Annotated in this window: 19 protein-coding genes; 5 read left to right on the forward strand and 14 right to left on the reverse strand. The window is 44.0% G+C overall.

Annotation, left to right across the window (positions count from 1 at the left end; translation table 11 throughout):
- Nucleotides 1-141: 141 nt before the first annotated feature.
- Both ACK8P5_RS22025 and ACK8P5_RS22030 read left to right on the forward strand, forming a co-directional pair.
- On the forward strand, nt 142-1,314 hold the full coding sequence (locus ACK8P5_RS22025) for an ROK family protein (protein ID WP_422658355.1): 1,173 nt from the start codon (nt 142-144) through the stop codon (nt 1,312-1,314).
- Between the two features lie 142 nt (nt 1,315-1,456).
- A complete protein-coding gene (locus ACK8P5_RS22030) occupies nt 1,457-1,654 on the forward strand; it encodes a hypothetical protein (RefSeq protein WP_422658356.1) in 198 nt (65 codons plus the stop codon).
- Between the two features lie 218 nt (nt 1,655-1,872).
- Here the strand turns inward: ACK8P5_RS22030 and ACK8P5_RS22035 are convergent, their stop codons facing one another.
- From ACK8P5_RS22035 to ACK8P5_RS22055, 5 genes are all read right to left on the reverse strand, one after another.
- On the reverse strand, nt 1,873-2,892 hold the full coding sequence (locus ACK8P5_RS22035) for a leucine-rich repeat domain-containing protein (protein WP_422658357.1): 1,020 nt from the start codon (nt 2,890-2,892) through the stop codon (nt 1,873-1,875).
- Nucleotides 2,893-3,046: 154 nt separating this feature from the next.
- Entirely contained in the window at nt 3,047-5,050 is a 2,004-nt protein-coding gene (locus ACK8P5_RS22040) for a heavy metal translocating P-type ATPase (RefSeq protein WP_422658358.1), read from the reverse strand.
- Nucleotides 5,051-5,380: 330 nt separating this feature from the next.
- Nucleotides 5,381-6,580, reverse strand: coding sequence for a PEP-utilizing enzyme, TIM barrel domain protein (locus ACK8P5_RS22045; protein WP_422658359.1), 1,200 nt, complete (start codon nt 6,578-6,580; stop codon nt 5,381-5,383).
- Between the two features lie 161 nt (nt 6,581-6,741).
- Entirely contained in the window at nt 6,742-8,034 is a 1,293-nt protein-coding gene (locus ACK8P5_RS22050) for a homocysteine synthase (RefSeq protein WP_422658360.1), read from the reverse strand.
- Nucleotides 8,035-8,188: 154 nt separating this feature from the next.
- Nucleotides 8,189-9,007, reverse strand: coding sequence for an SDR family NAD(P)-dependent oxidoreductase (locus ACK8P5_RS22055; RefSeq protein WP_422658361.1), 819 nt, complete (start codon nt 9,005-9,007; stop codon nt 8,189-8,191).
- Nucleotides 9,008-9,271: 264 nt separating this feature from the next.
- On the opposite strand from ACK8P5_RS22055, the gene ACK8P5_RS22060 reads away from it, so the two are divergent.
- Entirely contained in the window at nt 9,272-9,490 is a 219-nt protein-coding gene (locus ACK8P5_RS22060; RefSeq protein ID WP_422661548.1) for a DUF3949 domain-containing protein, read from the forward strand.
- A 21-nt stretch (nt 9,491-9,511) separates the two neighbouring features.
- Here the strand turns inward: ACK8P5_RS22060 and ACK8P5_RS22065 are convergent, their stop codons facing one another.
- The 7 genes from ACK8P5_RS22065 to ACK8P5_RS22095 form a co-directional block, all read right to left on the reverse strand.
- Nucleotides 9,512-10,372 carry an ABC transporter ATP-binding protein gene (locus tag ACK8P5_RS22065; protein WP_422658362.1) on the reverse strand — a complete coding sequence of 287 codons (861 nt, stop codon included), beginning with the start codon at nt 10,370-10,372 and terminating at the stop codon, nt 9,512-9,514.
- Nucleotides 10,369-11,211, reverse strand: coding sequence for a hypothetical protein (locus ACK8P5_RS22070; protein WP_422658363.1), 843 nt, complete (start codon nt 11,209-11,211; stop codon nt 10,369-10,371). The genes ACK8P5_RS22065 and ACK8P5_RS22070 overlap by 4 nt, the downstream gene beginning before the upstream one ends.
- Nucleotides 11,192-11,866, reverse strand: coding sequence for an RNA polymerase sigma factor (locus tag ACK8P5_RS22075; protein WP_422658364.1), 675 nt, complete (start codon nt 11,864-11,866; stop codon nt 11,192-11,194). The genes ACK8P5_RS22070 and ACK8P5_RS22075 overlap by 20 nt, the downstream gene beginning before the upstream one ends.
- A 58-nt stretch (nt 11,867-11,924) precedes the next feature.
- Complete coding sequence (locus tag ACK8P5_RS22080) at nt 11,925-14,138, reverse strand: ABC transporter permease (RefSeq protein WP_422658365.1); 2,214 nt, start codon at nt 14,136-14,138, stop codon at nt 11,925-11,927.
- Nucleotides 14,135-15,001, reverse strand: a complete 867-nt coding sequence (locus tag ACK8P5_RS22085; RefSeq protein WP_422658366.1) for an ABC transporter ATP-binding protein — start codon at nt 14,999-15,001, stop codon at nt 14,135-14,137. The genes ACK8P5_RS22080 and ACK8P5_RS22085 overlap by 4 nt, the downstream gene beginning before the upstream one ends.
- 233 nt (nt 15,002-15,234) lie before the next feature.
- The gene (locus tag ACK8P5_RS22090; RefSeq protein ID WP_422658367.1) at nt 15,235-16,143 is read right to left on the reverse strand and encodes an aldo/keto reductase; all 909 of its coding nucleotides are present in this window, start codon (nt 16,141-16,143) and stop codon (nt 15,235-15,237) included.
- Between the two features lie 40 nt (nt 16,144-16,183).
- Nucleotides 16,184-16,993: a sulfite exporter TauE/SafE family protein gene (locus tag ACK8P5_RS22095; RefSeq protein ID WP_422658368.1), complete on the reverse strand. Its 810-nt coding sequence runs from the start codon at nt 16,991-16,993 to the stop codon at nt 16,184-16,186.
- A 191-nt stretch (nt 16,994-17,184) separates the two neighbouring features.
- Between ACK8P5_RS22095 and ACK8P5_RS22100 the strand changes: the two genes are divergently transcribed.
- Complete coding sequence (locus ACK8P5_RS22100; RefSeq protein WP_422658369.1) at nt 17,185-17,364, forward strand: hypothetical protein; 180 nt, start codon at nt 17,185-17,187, stop codon at nt 17,362-17,364.
- 167 nt (nt 17,365-17,531) lie between these two features.
- On the opposite strand, the gene ACK8P5_RS22105 is transcribed toward ACK8P5_RS22100, so the two are convergent.
- Nucleotides 17,532-18,113, reverse strand: a complete 582-nt coding sequence (locus ACK8P5_RS22105) for a hypothetical protein (protein WP_422658370.1) — start codon at nt 18,111-18,113, stop codon at nt 17,532-17,534.
- Entirely contained in the window at nt 18,106-19,008 is a 903-nt protein-coding gene (locus ACK8P5_RS22110) for a hypothetical protein (RefSeq protein ID WP_422658371.1), read from the reverse strand. The genes ACK8P5_RS22105 and ACK8P5_RS22110 overlap by 8 nt, the downstream gene beginning before the upstream one ends.
- Before the next feature lie 168 nt (nt 19,009-19,176).
- On the opposite strand from ACK8P5_RS22110, the gene ACK8P5_RS22115 reads away from it, so the two are divergent.
- Complete coding sequence (locus tag ACK8P5_RS22115) at nt 19,177-19,515, forward strand: hypothetical protein (RefSeq protein ID WP_422658372.1); 339 nt, start codon at nt 19,177-19,179, stop codon at nt 19,513-19,515.
- Nucleotides 19,516-19,839: the final 324 nt, after the last annotated feature.

Genomic DNA, 19,839 nt, shown 5'->3' on the forward strand with positions numbered 1-19,839 from the left:
ATATTTTGGTATTCATTCCCTGTTATATTAGACCGTGAATTATCGTTGATTCTCTCCTCTATCTGTTGCAATTTTATAATCTTCCCCCTAGACTATGAGCATATATTACGTTCTATTTGACTACTGAAGGATGGGTTTACCATGACAAACATCACTGGTGATCAAGCACTGGTTAAGAAGATAAATATGTCTATCGTACTGAATACGATTATCCGCTATTCCCCTCTATCCCGTGTCAAAGTATCCGAATTGACTGGGCTTAATAAAGCAACAGTATCGAATCTTGTGCTTGAGCTGTGCGAGAAACATCTCTTATTAGAGAGCGGACCTGGTGAATCAAGCGGCGGTCGTAAACCACGCATGCTACTGTTTAATGGAAAAGCAGGTTATGCCGTAGGGGTAGAAATTCGCCTTAAGCAGATGGTCGCAATCCTGACGGATCTAGAAGGAAGAATCATTGCAGAGAATGAATGCTTGCTGGAACATCACGATGTGTCATCTGTGTTAAATCGTATGGTGCAGTTGATTAAAGGTCTCATGCAACTTGTACCCCCTTCCCACTACGGGATCGTAGGCGTCGGCGTAGGTGTACCTGGTATGGTAGACAGTGATGGTACTGTTCTATTTGCTCCTAACCTGGGGTGGGAGATGGTTCCACTACGGCAACTCCTTGAAGATGAAGTCGGTGTGCCGGTCACGATTGATAATGAAGCTAACGCTGGAGCCCAGGGTGAGCTTCGATTTGGGGCCGGTCGTGACGCACAGCATCTGCTGTATATTAGTGCTGGAAGCGGTATAGGGTCAGGGATTATTATCAATGGAGAGCTCTACAAGGGAGCACGAGGCTATGCCGGGGAAACTGGACATATGACGATCGAAGCAGACGGGAAGGCGTGCTCATGTGGTAATCGTGGATGCTGGGAGCTATATGCGTCGGAGAAAACCTATAATTCTCTTGATGCTTCTCTCCCTTCACGCCGAACATTGGATTTAGTGAAGTATGCTGAACAAGGGCATGATAATACGATTGCTCATTTTGAAAATATTGGTCGTTACCTCGGGGTTGGTATTACAAATCTCGTGAACGGCTTTAACCCTCAGTCGGTTGTTATCGGAGGCCCGTTGTCGGATGCGCGTGAATGGATTCAAGATACGATCGAGCAAGTCGTCTCTAAGCGAACCCTTCCCTATCACCGTGAACGAATGGAAATACGCTTTGCGGAACTAGGCAGTCGATCTACAGTCATTGGAGCTGCTTACTCAGCTATTTCGCATTTTCTCGGGCCGGTACGTGTGTCAATGCCTGTAAATTGACGTAATTTCGCCTCATTTTTTATTTCGTAACTAAGGTAATATCCATCTGTTTCCTATATAATGGATTTCATATATGTGTGATATATGTCACTTCGAAACACGAAATCTATACGGGAAGATTCAGATAGGAGAGGAACGTTTCATGACTTATGTCGATACTTCGGATATTACGGCACAAATGTTTGTTACCGTGCTGCTATTTCTCTTAGTTATTGCGCCACTGTTCAGCTTAGCTATTCTACGTCTCTTTCAAGGAAAGAAAAAAGCAGGTCTTACGCTTATTGGTGCGGGAATCGGTGCATACGCTATTTTTCAGCTCATCATGGTTATCTTTTTTTGACAAAAAATGAAACATGAAATTCCATAGTGCAACAATCAACTTTGTCATTCTGACGTTTTGTTAGAGAATATCTATATCGCAAAGGGGCTGTCCCAAAAGATCATTAGATCTAGAGGGGTAGCTTCTTCTTTTACGTAAAAGTCGCTCCGCGTACGAAACGTTTCTACCATCGCTGTTGCCCCCAAATTTCATTGAATTATTTAACCAATATGGATGGATCATGATTCTACATCCTCACAAAAAGGATTTTTGTCTAAATTAATATACTTTAAGTTTGTGAGCTTACTCAAGAATGCAGGCTTTTCCTTTAACATATTATTGTTCAGCGATAATGACCGCAGGTTTACTAAGGATTCCATCTCCACTGGCAGCTCCGATATGGCTGTGTAGCAAATGTCCAAACTCTCCAGATTCGTAAGCTTGCCGATTTCCGGTGGAAGCTTCGTCAGGGAAATATCACTTTTTGGAATCATAATGGATAAATCGGTAATCGTATGATAGCTCCCACAATAGACGGTTAAGCTCTTTAAGTGGATCAGCTTGCTGATATCTGCAGATATCCCCTCCAGATCCGCCGTATAAATCGTGAGTCTCTCCAGTGTCGTCAGATCAAACAGTGATCTCGGTAGTCTACGAACATCCTGCTCAAAAATGTACAAATCTTTCAAACCCTTAAGCTCCGAGATGCGTTCTGGAATCTCTTTGATTCCATAAGCCTCAATGGATAGCTTCGAAGGCTGATGGTATGCGGCATCCTCTATAAAAAGCTCAAAATTCTGCTTGTATTCACGACGATCAAAGAACAAACCAGGAATGGATTGAGCCAGATCTTCCGCTTCCGCTTTATCCAACTTCATGCCAGCCATTTGCTCATGTGCGATATTGTACAAAAAGTCTCGTTTCTGTTCATCCCAAAAGCTTAGATCTTCCGGAAGATGTGAATTCTGCCACTCAAACAGACTGTTTGCCGTGTCTTTCAGCACTTTCCCGGCTTCCGGGCAGCATTTGTATATATAATAGGTTCCTTTGCTGTAGGCTATAGCATTGTCCGGCATCATCTCCCCCATATGACGTGTCTCAATCAAAAAGGGCTTTAATGCGGTGAGTGCCCGCTCCCCCTTCTCAGAAAGGCCTAAACTATGGCGGGTTGCTAGCACAAAAAACTTAGACCGTTCCACAACATAATCAATCAAACGTCTATAAGCTTCTCCTTGTATATCACAATAAAATGGAATCATAACATCCCCCCTCTATTTGTCCTAAAGCAATTTGCATAAGATAATACATGTCAACCCCATGATTTGTAAACACACTCCAATGCTTATCTCATACAAAAAAAGAGCAGCTTCACTCTATCAAGTGAAGTGCCCTTTCGTGCTTATAGCTACATATCTAAGTTGTGCGTAGCAGACGCAATCCGTTCAGAATAACCAGAATCGTACTGCCTTCATGGCCAATTACGCCTAGTGGAAGAGCGACGCCTTGGAGAAAATTCGCAACAATTAACGTAAGAATTACGGTGATCGCAAACACCATATTTTGCTTCACAATTCGCTGAGTCTTACGAGCTAGCTTAACGGTTCCTGCAATTTCCTCAATATTATCATTCATCAACACCGCATCTGCCACCTCCAGCGCTGTTCCGCTGCCGGTAACTCCCATGCCGATACCAACTGTTGCAGTTGCTAAAGCAGGCGCATCATTCACTCCATCGCCCACCATAACGACATGCCCATACTGTTCACGCAGATTCTTCAAATGTTCAACTTTATCCTCGGGCAGCAAATCAGAGAAAACCATATCAACCCCCGTCTGCTTCGCAATGACTTGAGCGGTTGCGCTGCGGTCACCCGTTAACATAGCTACTTTAATCCCAAGCTGTTGAAGCTGCTTCACAGCTGCTGCCGCTTGCGGACGCACTGCATCCTGCATAGCGATCATTCCGATCACCCGGTTATCTACGAGGACAACCGATACCGTCTTTCCTTCAGATTCTAGTTCCGAGCGGATAGAGGCCCAATCCTGATCCGATGCTCCTTCCACTCCGGGCCCCAAAGAAGCAGCATAGGTTTTATATTCTTCTAAATCCAGAACATCACTCTTTCCGATCTTCCACACCTTCCCTTGAACCTCAGCCTGCATGCCCCATCCCGTTATAGACTGTGCGTTCTCAGCTGGATGGAGCACTGCGCCTTCCTCTTTCGCCAGCTGAACAATTGCCATGGCAAGCGGATGCTTAGACATACTCTCTACGGATGCACAAATACAGAGTAACTCTTCACGCGACATTCCTTCACCAACAATAAAGTCAGTGACAATCGGTGCTCCCAGCGTCAATGTTCCCGTCTTATCGAATGCCACAACCGCAGTTCGGGCCATATTCTCAATATGGGCTCCACCTTTAAACAATACCCCTTTGCGGGCACGATTCGAGATCGCAGACAGCATGGCAGGCATAATGGAAGACACTAGTGCACATGGTGAAGCAACAACTAGAAATACCATTGCTTTATAGAATGAAGTACTCCAATCCCAACCGAGCAGCGGTGTGGTTAATAAAATTAATCCCATCGTTACGAGGACCACCACTTTGGCATAAATCGATTCGAAACGCTTGATGAAGCGCTCCGATTCCGGAACTTCACTCTCTGCTTCCTCGACTAATTTAATGATTTTGGCAAAAAGAGTCTGGTCTGCAGACTGTGTAACTTCTACATATAACACACCTTCACCATTAAGCGTCCCAGCAAATACCTCATCCCCTACCACCTTATCTACGGGAATGGATTCCCCCGTGATGGAGGACTGATTCACAGAAGAGCCTCCTCGATAAACCTTACCATCAGCAGGTACAAGCTCACCCGGTTTAACAAGGATGAGATCGCCAAGCTCCAATTGATCAATGGAGATCGACACCATCTCACCATTCTCAATACGAAGTGCCGTCTCAGGCTGAAGCTCCATCAGTGAAGAAATGTCCTTGCGACTACGCTGCATGGTGTAGCTTTCCAATGCACCACTTAGCGCAAAGATAAAGATCAGCATCGCCCCTTCATTCCAGTAACCGATCGTCGCAGCTCCCAGCGCAGCAGCAATCATTAACAAATTAACATCCAGATCACGTTCAATGAGAAGTGTCTTAACACCTTCTTTAGCCTTGATCCAGCCCCCTATCGTATATGAGACTACGTATAAAATAACAGATAGAGATTCTGACCACTGGCTCACTGCCCATGCGGCAAGCATGAGAACACCGCTTCCAAGTGCTGCTAGCACCTCCGGATTGCTAAGTAAGCTCTTCAAGTCCCATCCACCCGAATGACGAGGCCTTTGTGGGCCTGCTCCGTTCTCTACCGACGACAAGTCTCCAATCTGTCCACTCTGTACCATTTGCATCGTTAATCAACTCCTATTTGAGAATGAGATCCATTCTTATTCCCCTTAAAATGACACATGCTGCCCCGGCTAAGCCGGAGCAGCATGCTAAATGAGAATGAGAATCATTTTTGTCCTTATACAATTTATTTTCCTTAGACCAACTTTATACTTTTATCATACCCATAACCTGCCTATTTGTAAACCTACATTCGCTTATTCATTGGTGATTTTTTTTTCAAAGCTTGTCCGAGTGATGTAGAGCAAAAAGTCCATGCGAATGTTGTAATCACATGGACTCATTACTCATTGCTCTTAGAAAGATAACTCGCTTATTCAAACTCTCATTTCCTATGCCTCTTCTGCAGTTGGAAGACGACTTAACATCCATTCCAAGCGGATCCCTGCAATACGAACTGCCGCCACCAAGTCAAGTGCACAACATACTTCCGATATGCCAAGCCGGTACACTCTCCGTAAATCTGATACTGTAACTTCCCCGCTTACTCGAATGACCATATGAGGCTTAACACGACGAATACGGAGCAGAATCTCTTCCAAATTAGACCCAAGCAAGGCCGGACTAGCCCAGTCTGTTATCGGTTCATCCATCTTGAAACTGTCCGTTGCTCGGAATGAACTTTCCTCATCGAACCGATGTAACTCCGATTGCTTTTCTGTATCTACAACAATAACATCCGCTAATCGAGCGATTTCTGCCGCATCCACTGGTGCAATCTTAGGGTGAAGCAGGGCTCCGATTTTAGGAACAACAGAAGGCTTCACATGACAAAGTGTCTGCTTTCCAACCTCTTCAATAAAATCATGTGCTGCGATGAAATCTGCTGTATCAGCAGGCCATAGAGCTAACAGCTCTAACCGACTATCCAAGCCTGCTTCATGGCATCTCGCCAACGCACGATATAATGATTCAAGTTGTATATCCTGCAGATCATGCCGGATCTCAGGTCTGCATGCTATAGCTGTATCCCATGCCAGACTTACGGCACACAACGATTCACCCACAGCTTGAAGAACAGCCACCCACTCCTCGGTCCAGAGTGAAATTAGACGTAGACGATAGTGCTGTCTCTCTATTTCCTCCTCACTTTTAAGCCAGTCGCAATAAATTTCATATAATCGTGTATTGTTGTAAAGTATGGCTTCTCCTCGCAGCAGTCCAATGCCTTGGGCACCTCTTTTCATTCCTGAGGTTACCTGCCCCACATCATCCGCACGAATCAATACTTTTAATCTTCGCTTCTCATCACTCCGTAGAAGCAATCGCTCAAGAGAGGATTGATCTTTACCGGAGGCCTCTTTTTTTCGTATAAGTTCTTCTATATCTTCGGGAGCTGCCAGTAACAGTAGAGCCTCTTCATGAGTAACCCCGCCGGTCGCTGTCAATTCACTTAATAAATCAATACCGTTTATATTTCCTGCTGAGCGTTCCCGATCATTTCTGCTGAACATATCATAAAAGCGCTTCCCCAATTCAGTGCCATTTCCCCGTTTCCCCTCGGTCATGATTTTTCTTCTACCCCTTTTCACTTGAATTGGTGGTTCTGTCACCTTCCCTAAAGATTATTATGAAGAAGCTAGAAATATACAGATCAACTGTTTTTTCAGTGCTGGAAATATATAAAAAGGCATTCTCCTCAATGCTGAGGAAAATGCCCTTGAAAATACTTATGATTACATTAATGAACTCATTATTGTTGACTTGCCGTCAGTGCCTGCTCCAAATCATACAAAATATCATCAATCGATTCCGTTCCTACCGAAATGCGGAGAAGTTCAGGGTTTACACCTGCTGAAACTTGCTCTTCTTCCGTTAACTGCTGATGGGTTGTGCTCGCAGGATGAATAATTAACGACTTCGAATCACCGACGTTAGCAAGGTGGGAGAATAGTTTTACATTCTCAATCACTTTACGTCCTGCTTCTGTTCCACCTTTGATACCAAATGTTAAAATAGCACCTTGACCCTTCGGCAAGTACTTCTTAGCGAGCTCATACGATGGATGGCTCGGCAAGCCTGTGTAGCTCACCCACTCCACAGCATCATGGTTTTCTAAGTACTGAGCAACTTTAAGGGCATTTTCACTATGGCGCTCCATACGTAGATGCAAGGTTTCAAGACCTTGAAGAAGCATCCAGGAGTTGAATGGAGAAATGGAAGCCCCGATGTCACGAAGTAACTGTACGCGCGCTTTGATAATGTATGCAATAGGTCCAACCGCTTCTGTGTAGACCACGCCATGGTAACTTGGATCTGGCTCTGTCAATCCCGGGAATTTACCACTTGCAGCCCAGTCGAATTTACCGCCATCCACGATAACACCGCCGATAGAAGTACCGTGACCACCAATAAATTTCGTTGCGGAATGCACCACAATGTCTGCACCATGCTCAATAGGGCGAAGCAGATATGGGCTTGGGAATGTATTATCTACGATAAGCGGAATTCCATTCTCATGGGCAATATTCGCTAAAGCTTCTACATCCAAAACATTCCCCTGTGGGTTTCCAATGGTCTCAGCATACAAAGCTTTAGTCTTATCGTTAATATATTTACGGTAATTCTCTGGATCGGATGAATCAACGAAGTGAACTTTGATTCCTAGCTTAGCAAGTGTGTTAGAAAACAGATTATATGTACCACCGTACAGGCTAGAGGAGGAGATAATCTCATCACCAGCACCCGCAATATTCAGAATTGAGAACGTAATCGCGGCCTGACCAGAAGCTGTAGCCAGTGCACCTGCTCCACCCTCTAATGCAGCGATACGCTGCTCGAACACATCCGTTGTCGGGTTCATAATACGAGTGTAGATGTTACCGAATTCTTTAAGCGAGAACAGATTCGCTGCATGCTCGCTATCCCGGAATCCATAGGATGTCGTCTGGTACAGCGGGACCGCCCGTGACATCGTAGTTGGATCAATCTCCTGACCTGCGTGTACGGCTAACGTTTCAATGGATAATTTGCGTTCGTCTGACATGAATATTTCCTCCCTTTTCTCTCGATGGAAAATTTATGATGAAATAATTTCTCTCATTCTCTCACACTTTCCATCGTTTGAAAAGGTCTAATCCCCATTACATTTATCGGAATTATTTTGTGTCAAAATGATGCGAGCCTACAGTGAAATTAGCTTATTCTGCATACACGGTTCCCCATCCGTAACCCGCTTCTGGAGATGTGTCTTCTGGCATTCCTGGCAAGATTAGACCTCCGTCAATTCGCAGGTTAATTCCTGTAATATAGGATGCTGCATCAGAAGAGAGCCAAGCAATTGCCTCACCGATATCGGATGGTGTTCCAATACGACCTAGTGGTATTTTTCTACCTAGCGGCTCTTGTTCAGCATTTTGATCTAATCGATTCACTGTAGCACCTGGAGCTACACAGTTAACACGAATGCCATATGGCGCCCATTCCAGTGCAAGGGATTGGGCTGAACGAATTAGCGCGGCTTTCATACCGCCATACACACTGTCCTTCGGATAGGCTCTTTCTCCTCGGGATGAGGTAATAAAGATGACATTGCCCGGAATTTTATTCGCAATCATCTCTCGCACTACATACTTACTCAGCAGCATCGGTGCTCTGTAATCCAGTTGAATCGCCATGTCCATAGCGTCTTCTTCCATCTCCGTCAGAATAGCATGATTCCCGATCCCTGCATTGTTAACAAGCAGATCAATACGGCCGAATTCTTCCATCGTCTGCTTAACTACGGACTCCGCTTCTCCTCTAACTGTTAGATCACTCTGAATGATAAGTGGGGCTTTGCCGTAAATATGAGAAATATCTTCTTCCACTTCACGAATATCATCCTCACTTGAATGATAAGTAAGCGCCAAGCGGTACCCTTTCTGAGCTAACACTTTAGCAATTCCTCTACCGATACCAATACCTGCTCCGGTAATCAGAGCTACCTTTTCATTTCCTTGCTCACCTATCGTTCTCATGTTTCAATCTCTCCCTTCAAGGTAAATAGACTGTCCACGAAAATAGTACGCTAAGAAGAGACATTGCACTGCCTCTTGTCTTTTATACCCATGAGAAGCATCTCTGATAGAGGAATAGTAAGAGTAACGCTGGAAATAAAGTCTCAAGCTATCATATTCATTACAATTAGCGTAAAATGTAATATGTACCCAGGAAAAGGAGTCGATACCATGGACATTACCCTTTGGATCATCGCTAGCGTCCTGTTTCTATTTTTCCTCATCATGATTCCCGTCCAATATAATTACATCAAAGCAATAAATGAAGACCAGCGACGAAAAAACAAGACCCAGAATCAATATTATGAAGGCATGTCATACCAGGAAGAACAACTTCATTTCAATACTCAATTAGCGTTTTGGCCCTCTTCTTTTGTTGCATCCCTCATCTATAAAGCTAGACATGGGAAGAGTAAGATAAGCAAACGAAAAAACATCTCCTGATTTGGAGATGTTTTTGTTATGTTACGCTCGTTGCTGGGTTAGTGCATCCATATGAACGAAGAAGGTATCTTCTAAAGTAGGCTCCTTCTCTGAATACCCCGGTCCAGGCGCACTGTGGCCCATTCGTCTTACTCGAACTCCTTGCGGCAACATTCTGAAGTGGATGATACTTTGTTCCGGAATGGTCTCGAATTCTTTAAGACTAACCTCTCCCTCCCACACCTTCAACGGTGCAGCGAGTTTCCAAGCTCGTGGAGAGCCATTGTAACGAATTCGTCCTTTATGGAGCCATACTACGGTGTCCGTTGCGTCCTCCCATTCATTCAGCTCATGTGCCGCAACAATCACCATTCTCCCTTTTGCATAACGGGTTAAATAGGCAATTAAGAATTTGCGCTCTTCCGCGTCCATACCGTTCAAGGGTTCATCCAAAAATAAGAATGATGGCGAAGCCAAAAGTGCCTGAACCACGGCTATTCTGCGCTGTACACCTTGGGATAGATTCTTCACTTTGGTCCGTCGGTGTGCCTCCAATCGAAATTCTTCCATTAATCGATCTATAATTTCTGGAGAACAAATCCCCTTCATTTCAGCCAGATAGGTCAATAATTTGCCTACTTTCATATCTCCGTACAATTCAATATCAGATGGAACATATCCGATCTGACTGCGAACCAGCGGCAGATGGTCCGTTGCCTTACGCCCTTTGTACAATATTGTCCCTTCATCTGGAGCCTGAAGCGTCGTGAGTATTTCCATAAGTGTTGTCTTACCTGCTCCGTTCGCTCCAACAATTAGGTTCAGTCCCATTTGAAGTCTGGCTTTGCCAATTTCCAGCCGATAAGTGCCAGCCTGACGAACAAGTCCTTCTACACTAATCATTGAGCCACGCCCCCAGATAACGTGCTATCCTTACGACTCCGACCATAGGAGAAAATTAACAGCAGCGCACCGATGAGAAGGATACCTATATCTACGGGTGTTTTGATAACATGCGGTACTCCATAACCATTGATCTGCCCTTGAAGCACAATCCACATGCCATAAACTAGAATAGCGGAAAGAATAGAAGCAGCCATTCCTTTTCTGAACATCATATACATGGCAGCGCCGCCCGTTAGAAGTAGAACTCCCATCCATTCAAGTACAAAGGGACCAAACAAAAAATTCGATGTCTCCGCATTCATCGCCCGTATGCCAAGCACTAAAGTGCTGAGCAGAGCCATACCAACCACGATTCCAGTAACCATGAGTAAGCGGCTGTATAACACAAGTGCTGGTGGATACGGGGTGATCGTCTCCACCGCTCTCATTCCGCGGTCCCAAGTTCGGCTACTAAACAACATCGAAGCAATCAGCAGCAGTGGTGTGATAAGTGGAAATATTCCCCCTGGTATACCGGCAAATTGATCAAGCGGATACTCTGGATCAACCAGAAGAATAAGCATGCTAAACACAGCAGCACTAGCGAGCAGGATAGATTTCTGATTGAGACGAAGCTGACTTCGTAACAACTGCTTCAGTGAGGGGGGATCCACCTGCGGGTTAAAGTCCAGCTGGGGAGGTGAGACCTCAAGTTTAAGCTGGTCAAATTCCCCTTGTAGTGAAGCGATCAACTGTGCCGTTTCACTTGGGAGCGGTGGCGGCATAACCGCACCCTTTAGCGGGCCTCTTAGCTCCTCCTCAAGTCTTCTCAATTCATTATCGGAAGGATGATCCATGGGAATACACCTCACTTTCTTTTTGTTCAACTTGCCGACCTTCTTCACTCACTGATTTCCTCCGGGAATTTCCTGGCGGCCCACTGGAGCGAGCCGAAACTGCCGGAGCGTAAGAGTGATCTAGTGTCATTACTTTCTTCAATTTTCTCAATCCATTGTATAAATGTGTCTTCACTGTACTTAGGGGGATATCCAGCAATTCCGATATTTCCTGAAGCTTCATATCGTGAAAGAACCGTAATGAAACCACGTTCTTCTGGACTGCAGGCAGACTCTCAAGTGATGCGGCAATCTCCATTGACGTCTCTTGCCTCTCTACCAGTTCTTCAGCACCAACGGATGGATCCGAACGTTCCGGGAACTCTTCTCCGGCTAGCCCTTCTGAACGGTATACCGAACTCTTCCAATAGTCCTTACATTGATTTAGCGCAACACGGTAGAGCCAAGATCTGACGTGCTCCAAAGCCCCCTGCTGTCTATAATGCCTTATCAACTTAACAAAGGTCTCCTGTACAATATCTTGTGCTTTCTGACGATCCTGCAACTGATTGGATATATAACTAAGCAGCGGGCCGTGATAACGGGTCACGAGCATCTCGAATGCATCTTGGTCACCCGCAGCCATTCTTTCAGATAGCTCCTGATCGGTAATCATGCTTCATCCCCCCTTCCGTATTCGTATTTTTTGTACCATTTACCATCAGGATTGATCTCTACTTTTTGGGATTTGAACGAGGACTACCCACAACCTTATCCCACGCTCGATTCCATTCATCCAAGGATATTGCCTGTTCATTTAGATACATATTCTCTCTTCTACCTGGTTGACTAATACCTTGGTTGTAAAAATGCAGAAGGAGCTTCTTAACTTCACGCTCTTTCCCCTGATCAAGTGCTTTCGAAACCTGCTTCAGCATCTTACGACCAATCCCTTTCGGATCGTAATCCTTATCTTTCATAGTCAGCAATTGAATAGATCGCTTCCATCCGTATTGATCCACAATCTCCTCATCACTTAAGCCTGCTGCTTCCCGGTAATACAGGTACCAGAATAAGCTGCTGATTTTCCCTCGAACATCCTTAGCTGTCTCTTCACTGCTAGTATAGATGCTTAATCCTTCTTGACCCCCAAACATCATGGTATTCATCCAATCACTCGACAAACCATCCGTTGAAGGATCATTGATAAAATTCACTAGCGATAGAATCATTTTATTATCGACTTTCGTATGTTCATCCGAAGCAGCTACACTCCTGCCGAGGTACATAACATGTGTAATTCTAGGTCTAAACTCAGGAATCCAACTTGAGAAATATTCATACTTTCCAGTCAGTTCGCTCATTATTTCCTGACTATATCTCCTATTATATGGTGTCGTAACTAACGTAATCGGAAGATTCTCATACTCCAGTTCCAGCCAATCACGGCTACCTATAAGCGTAAGCCCCCTTACCTCACTGCCAGCAAACTCTTGGTAGCCTTCTTTACGTACCAGCTCGGGAATACCTGTATACAATGGATTCGAATAACCCTCCACCCTCAGTGTCATAGCTGCTGGCGGGAAGTACATTGCTGAATAGTAAAAACCTGTATATATACGAGTGGGATCATAATCATCCACATAAACATCTTGATGTCCAGGAAGTGGGTACCATGCCATAGACTTTGGCAAATTCACCTCAGTACCAACACTGAACGCAGGATACTTCTCGATATTATATCTCTTTAGAAAATTCATCATTTTTCCACTGTACAATACATCAATCTGTAGATTTCCTTTTACTTCATTCGGAATTTCCACATTCAAATGATCTCCTTGCCGACGAAATGTGGTATCAACACCTTGAACAAGCACTTTACTCACTTGGAAGGTTCGATGAAGAGTAAGTGGAAACGAGGTTCTATCCGCAAGTTCCTTATTTGGTACTTCCAGCTTAGCTGAAAGCACGAGCAGATCATCCTTATTTCTCTCTAATGTAATATCATAACTGGAAATCGTTAATCGTTTATCCTTCGAAAAATCTGTTCCTGCTACTCTTAAACTCGGATCATTCTCAATCTCACGAATTACAGCATACCGATCCTGCCACATCGATGCATAGGGTACAAATGCGACAGTGGACAAGATTACAGCTCCTGCAACGAAAACCCAGCAATATTTAATAGTCATCGTAGGACGCGTTCGGTTCAGTAGCAGAAGGCTGACCATCAACATTAGAAGTGTAAAAGCAAGTACGAATACACGGGACTGATTAAGCTCCCCTCTAAACAGCTCATACCCCCAGCTTTCATCACCCATTGGGGCTGTACTAAGGAAAAACTGGCTCAAGTGAAATGTTTTGATTGCAGAAAGTCCAGCTTGTTCGATAAGAAAGATATCCATAAAAAAGGTACCAAACATCCATGCACAGAACCCAATCAGGTACACCACACGATTCGGTATACAGACAGCAAGTAACATCGCTAATGCGAGTGTAACCAAATAGGACACTTCTGCTTGGACTGCAATATTCATCGTATGTCGCAACGCAATACTTCCATCGACACCTTGTCCTACGGACAAAACGTAAAATATAATTGACGTCGGTATGGTGAACAGTGTCATATACAAGAATCCCACGACATACTTGGTCGACAACAGCATGCTGAAGGAAACAGGCAAACTCCGGTTCCATTCAAAAGACGATCGTCTGATATCTCGCCGAACCATCAAAATACCAATCATCATCGCTGGCCCAAGGGAAATGGTATGGGCAACGGAATGATATTGAATCAACTGATTATATATTTCAGAATCGATGTATTCTAAAGAATCAAGCGAAAATACAAGAAACAAAGCACCATATATAACAGGAAATAACGCGAAGACAGGGTTTCCCAATAACAATCGAATTTCGAGCAGCCCATGTTTCAGCCACTTTTTCATTCCCTGTCCCTCCTCAGCAGCGCTAAGTAACCATCCTCAAGCGTTGGCTCTATCCGAACCGCCCCGCTCAGCGGAGGTTCATCGCCAGTCAGTCTGCAGATCATTCCTTCTGGCACCGTACGCGTCGAAATAATGGTAGCCGGATCAACGGCTGCGAACTGGGCAGGACTTAATACTGCTTCCCACACATACCCCTCACCACAGGCTTGAAGATCCTCCAGATCACCTGTCATCAGAAGACTGCCTTGATTCATGACTGCAACCTTACGACAGTTGCTCTCAATATCAGCTACGATATGAGTGGATAGCAGCACTGTCCGATTGATGCTGAACCGAGTCAACATATTTCGAAACCTTACCCTCTCCTGTGGATCGAGACCAGACGTAGGCTCATCTACGATGAGTACATCTGGTGAACCAAGCAAAGCTTGCGCAATTCCTATACGCTGCTTCATTCCCCCAGAGTAGGTTCGAACCTTTTTATCCGCCTTTTCCTGTAAATTGACCATCTCCAAAAGTTTAGAAATTTCCTTACGACGCAAGGCCGGGTCTGTTAGACCTTTCATCACACCGACATAATCAAGATAATCACGTCCGGTCATCTGTGGATAAATATGAAAGTGCTGTGGAAGGTAGCCGAGCATACTCCGAATTTCTTCTGGCCTTCCGAGCGATATACCATTTACCGTGACTTGCCCTGAAGTCGGCGCCAAAAGTGTAGCCAGAATACGCATCAACGTTGTTTTACCCGCACCGTTTGGTCCAAGCAGCCCCGTCATTCCTTTATCGAATGTAAGTGAAACATCGAGAAGTGCCCATTTGCCTTTTCGGTAGGTTTTGGATAGATGCTCAATCGTAATCATGTGTTATACCCTTTCATTCCAACAATAATAAAATAAGTCCGCGCGGTTCTTATTATGGAAACGAATCAGATTTAAGAAAAGTTTGTTTCGCTTAGCATTTACCTTTGATTAATTTTCTATTTAATCCTTAAATATGCCCGGAGGGCCTTTGTTTGGGCTCACCGGGCATACATCCTACAGTATATTAAATTTTCATATCATTGATTATTTATGATGTAAAGGAATCATCCTACCTACCGATGCTGCTCATACTGATTCGCTCGGCTAATGACTTGAATCGTCTGAATCTCCTGCGGTGAAAGAGGCTCCATATCTCCTGCAGCAGCATTGTGCCGAAGCTGATCCACAGAGCTTGCCCCCGGGATGACGCAGGCTACTGCCGGATGTGCTAGTGCATACCGGATAGCCGTATGGGATAACGTACGCTCAGGAGTAAATTCCTTATTCAGCTGTTTTGTCACATGGAGTAAATCTTCTTTTGTATAGTTTAGGTAGCCTTTTGCTGACTTCTCTTCACTTCGATCACTCAGAATACCTTTGGCCACTGGTCCTCGGGCAATGACAGATATCCCGTGCTCCGCAAGGAGTGGCAAGACTGCTTCCTCCGGCCGACGATCCAGAATGCTATACTGCATCATAACGCTAACGATATTCGATCTTTTCACGTACTCACGAATTACATTCGGGCGAATAGAGGATATACCATAATACCGGATCCAGCCTTCTTGCTTCAGCTCCTCAAAAGCCTCTATCGTCTCATCAATCGGGTCATCCAACGTACCACCATGCAGTTGGTATAAATCAATATAATCAGTACCGAGTCGACGCATACTTTCTTTGGCTGCCGCTTTGATATATTCTTTCGATGGATCCCATACCAAGCCTTCTTGGTCAGGAACACGGCGATTACCAACCTTGGTCGCAAGGATTACGTCGTTACGGCGTCCCTTTAGTGCTTTACCGACCAGCTCTTCGTTCATTCCTGCATCATAAAGATCAGCCGTATCCAGCAGATTGATTCCTTGCTCAAGCGCCTCATGGACAAGCCGAATCGCTTGCTTCTCTTCGGTTCCTAAAGACATACATCCCAGTCCTATTTCACCCACATACAAATCCGATGAGCCGATCTGGTTTCTATTCATTGATATTGCCTCCTCTTCCCTTGCAGTTTGTGTGTATGACTTATACTAAAATATCGATCCAAATTTTCACGGCTGTCACTGCAATCAAAACGACCAACGCATAACGGAGCATTTTCACATTCATTCTTCGGCTCAAATAAGTTCCCAGAGGAGCACCTAATAAACTGCCAATAACAGCAAATACAGCGGGCCACACCGGAATATCACCTGCTGTTAATTTTCCTGTAACCCCTCCCACCGCTGAGAGAAATACAATGGCAAGTGAAGAGGCGATGGTAATTCTCGTAGGAATCTTGAGTAAGGTCAACATAATCGGAATTAGAATAAATGCTCCTCCTGCCCCTACAATACCAGATACAATACCCACGAGGAAGGCAGCGGAAACAGCTAGGAGTACATTGTAAGTAACCTCTGTTACAGGTTTATTCTCTGACGAGGCTTTCGTAGGAATGACCATCATCACCACAGCTATTACCGCCAGAAATCCATAAATCATATTGATCGTAGCACTATTCAGAAATGAGGAAGCGACACTACCAATCAAGCTTCCGATCAGGGTACTCAAACCCATCTGGAGTACAAGCCTCTTATGTACGAGGGAAGGGCCTCCCTTAGAGCTTATGCGGTTCGATACCATGCCTGATAACGATGCAAAAAACACCTGCAGCATACTAATCGAAGCGACCTCTTTCGGCGTGAAGCCTGTAAAACCGAACCACTCGGGTACGTATAACAGAAGGGGGAAATTTATGATGGCGCCCCCGATACCGAGCAGTCCCGAGAAAAAAGAACCGACAAGACCAATGCAAATCATGATGAAATACTCTAAAACCATGTTGACGATCTCCATTCGTTATTTTTGTATATCCATTCAAATCCATTTCATAACTCATTATAAAGACGAAATGATAGGTAACTGATGAGCAGCTAAAGATATTATGAAATGGATTCAATTAGGCAACATTAATACTGTACTAACCAGAAATTTTGAATTATAATAAAACCTAGTAAGTTCATCGGAAAACAGGAGGTGCTTGTCATATGTTCAGCAAATTCATATCATTGTTCCAAGACAGATGTCCTGAATGTGACCAAAAGCTCGTATCGCATTATGATCAAATGTCGCTGACTAAGCACTGCCCTGACCATCATTACAAAGAAGAAACCTACAACCACCTCGGTGTAACTATTGTATATAAATCGCATGAACAAGGTAACTGAGCATCACATGAAAATTGACGGTACTCCTATGGTATCATAATTTCTTTGCAATCAGGTTTCTAAAAAAGACGTTGCTTGCCAAACCCCAAACATAAGAAGGCTACCCATGATGAACCGGGTATCCTTCTTTTTTATATCGTTGTATTCAAATGTAAATGTTCTTTATTTTACAATGCGATAGCCGGTCTATCTTTCCACAAACGCCCAGCAGCCCGCGCTAACAAAACAATGGATAACCAAGAGATGATAACAGCAATTCCTAATGCGAAAAGGATCGGGATCATAATATCCTGATCTAGATTCAGGCTAAATGGCATAACAATCAGCCACATGAGTTGAATGATCAGGAAAAAGCGAAGACGAGTCTGCGCCGCTTGTTTCAACACAGTTTGCTTTAACCCTTCAGCCCGACACTCAATTCCTTTGCAGATACAATATCCAAGGATCATATTACCGATTAATGAAACGATCTGCATCGCTGCTTCCATCAAGGTCATATCTCCGAATGAATACATTGAAGAAGGTTGTTGCCCAAACGTTGTAAGGAACTGAATAATAGATACGATCATGACCAGCCATCCTGCCTTATTTCCGATCTCAAAATATCGATTCTCCTGCTTCAAACGATTAAAACCGGCAAGCAGCAAAATATAACCTAAAATATCCGGAAGTAGATCGAAAAACTCAATCCGGATATCAATCAAGATTAACAGAAGCCCCCACGATACCTGATAACAAGCCTTACTCATTAGCTTCCCTCCTGTCTCTTACCAAGTTACGAATCGCCTTTTCTGTAAAAGAAGGAGCGAATTTAATGTGTATCGTGTGGTCCCATAGCTGGTCCTCTTCCATAAATTCAATTTCGAGATGAATACTGTAGATATCTGCACTTATTTCTTCGGGAATATATTTATAGGAGAAGTGAATCGCATCCCCCTTATGAAACTTTTGAGGCAGTTCCAGTTCTTGAAACGGAACTCCTTCAAGCAATATTCCCCCGTCCTCACTTTCATTCATCTGAAAGGTAGTGCCAGGCGACTCCGTTATAGTGTCTATATACAGCTTTAGTTGGCCAGATTTAATTAAGGAAAGATAATTCGTTTTGATCCCCTGAAGCGATACAGGACGTTCAATTTGAACTGTATCAAACCCTGCTAAATCTGAAGAAGATCCTCCCGAGGACCATTTCACTGGTGATTTATCCTTATCGATAAAAAGCTTTTTCAGCCGAATCTCACCAATGTCTACTTCCTTTGACGTTCCGTCATTGAACTGTACGAATGCTGTCCGAATGATTTTCGGAGTATCAGCATCGTCCATACCCAATCCAGCAATATCCGATGGCAGAGACATAATAAATCTTCCTAACTGTTGATGGCTGTATCGCTGATAATCAGGTTGTTGTGTCGTAATCCTTATCTCGGGGAAATCAGGTATTGAAATCGAACTTACCTTCTTCTCCCCGTTCAAATCCTCAAGATAATATAAATCAAAAATATCCCCTGCTATTGCAGTCATCTCAATATGATGCTCCAAAAATAAAGGTTCCCCTAACTGCTGAGCTTTAAAGTACCACACATTTCCGATCCAGCTCACGGCTACCATCACAATGGTCAACGTCATACCCATCCAAAGTCTCTTCATGACGAATTCCTTTCAACTTGAATTTTTATCCATCTCCTATAATTAAACACTTTAGAAGAAGTTGAAGTTTGATCATGAAACCAACCCATGAATTGATGAAATAGTCTGAGGCATTTTGGGTAATGACTACCAGTACAACAAATTCGCACTAGAGGAAGGTGTAGGCGCATGAAACATCCACTGGAAGATGTATCAGAGTGGTTAAAATCCCATACGAATCAAACGATTTTAATAAAAAAACGCGAACAAGATGACTTAGATGAGGTTCGCATGCTACTGGAGTTTATCGGATATCGCAATGGTGATAATTGCTCCGTAGATGATTATATTGCCTGCAAAGCACTTTTACTTCATGGCAGTGGTGTAATTATTACGGACAACGAGGAGGCTCCACTTCCCGATAGTACATTTACCATTCCCGTCGACAAGTTATCACGTACAGAAGTAAACGATAAACAGGTGACGCTGGAAAATGGGCGTGGGGTATATACGATTTCGGTTCATTAAGTTCAACGAATGTCTATCAAGCAAAAAAACAGCCGTTGATGTTCAGGCTTTATGCCCGCCCTATCAACGGCTGTTGTATTGTGTATCACAGAACTATACATGAGTGAATTTCACACCATCTGCGTAAAAAAAACGTTGATCTGTTCACTTATTTATCTATTTTCACCGTTCCAAGAGCCTCTTTTAAACTTTCTTGCTCCACACCTTCGCATAAAAGTGTTAAACTTACAGAAGATCAATATTAGAGTAGCGCGGTGAAATTCTGCACAACTAAGTTAATGTTGTGCATCTAAACCCTCTTTTGAATGGTTCTTAGGATCGTAA

This window comes from Paenibacillus sp. EC2-1 (assembly GCF_049311625.1).
Classification (GTDB): domain Bacteria; phylum Bacillota; class Bacilli; order Paenibacillales; family Paenibacillaceae; genus Paenibacillus_AQ.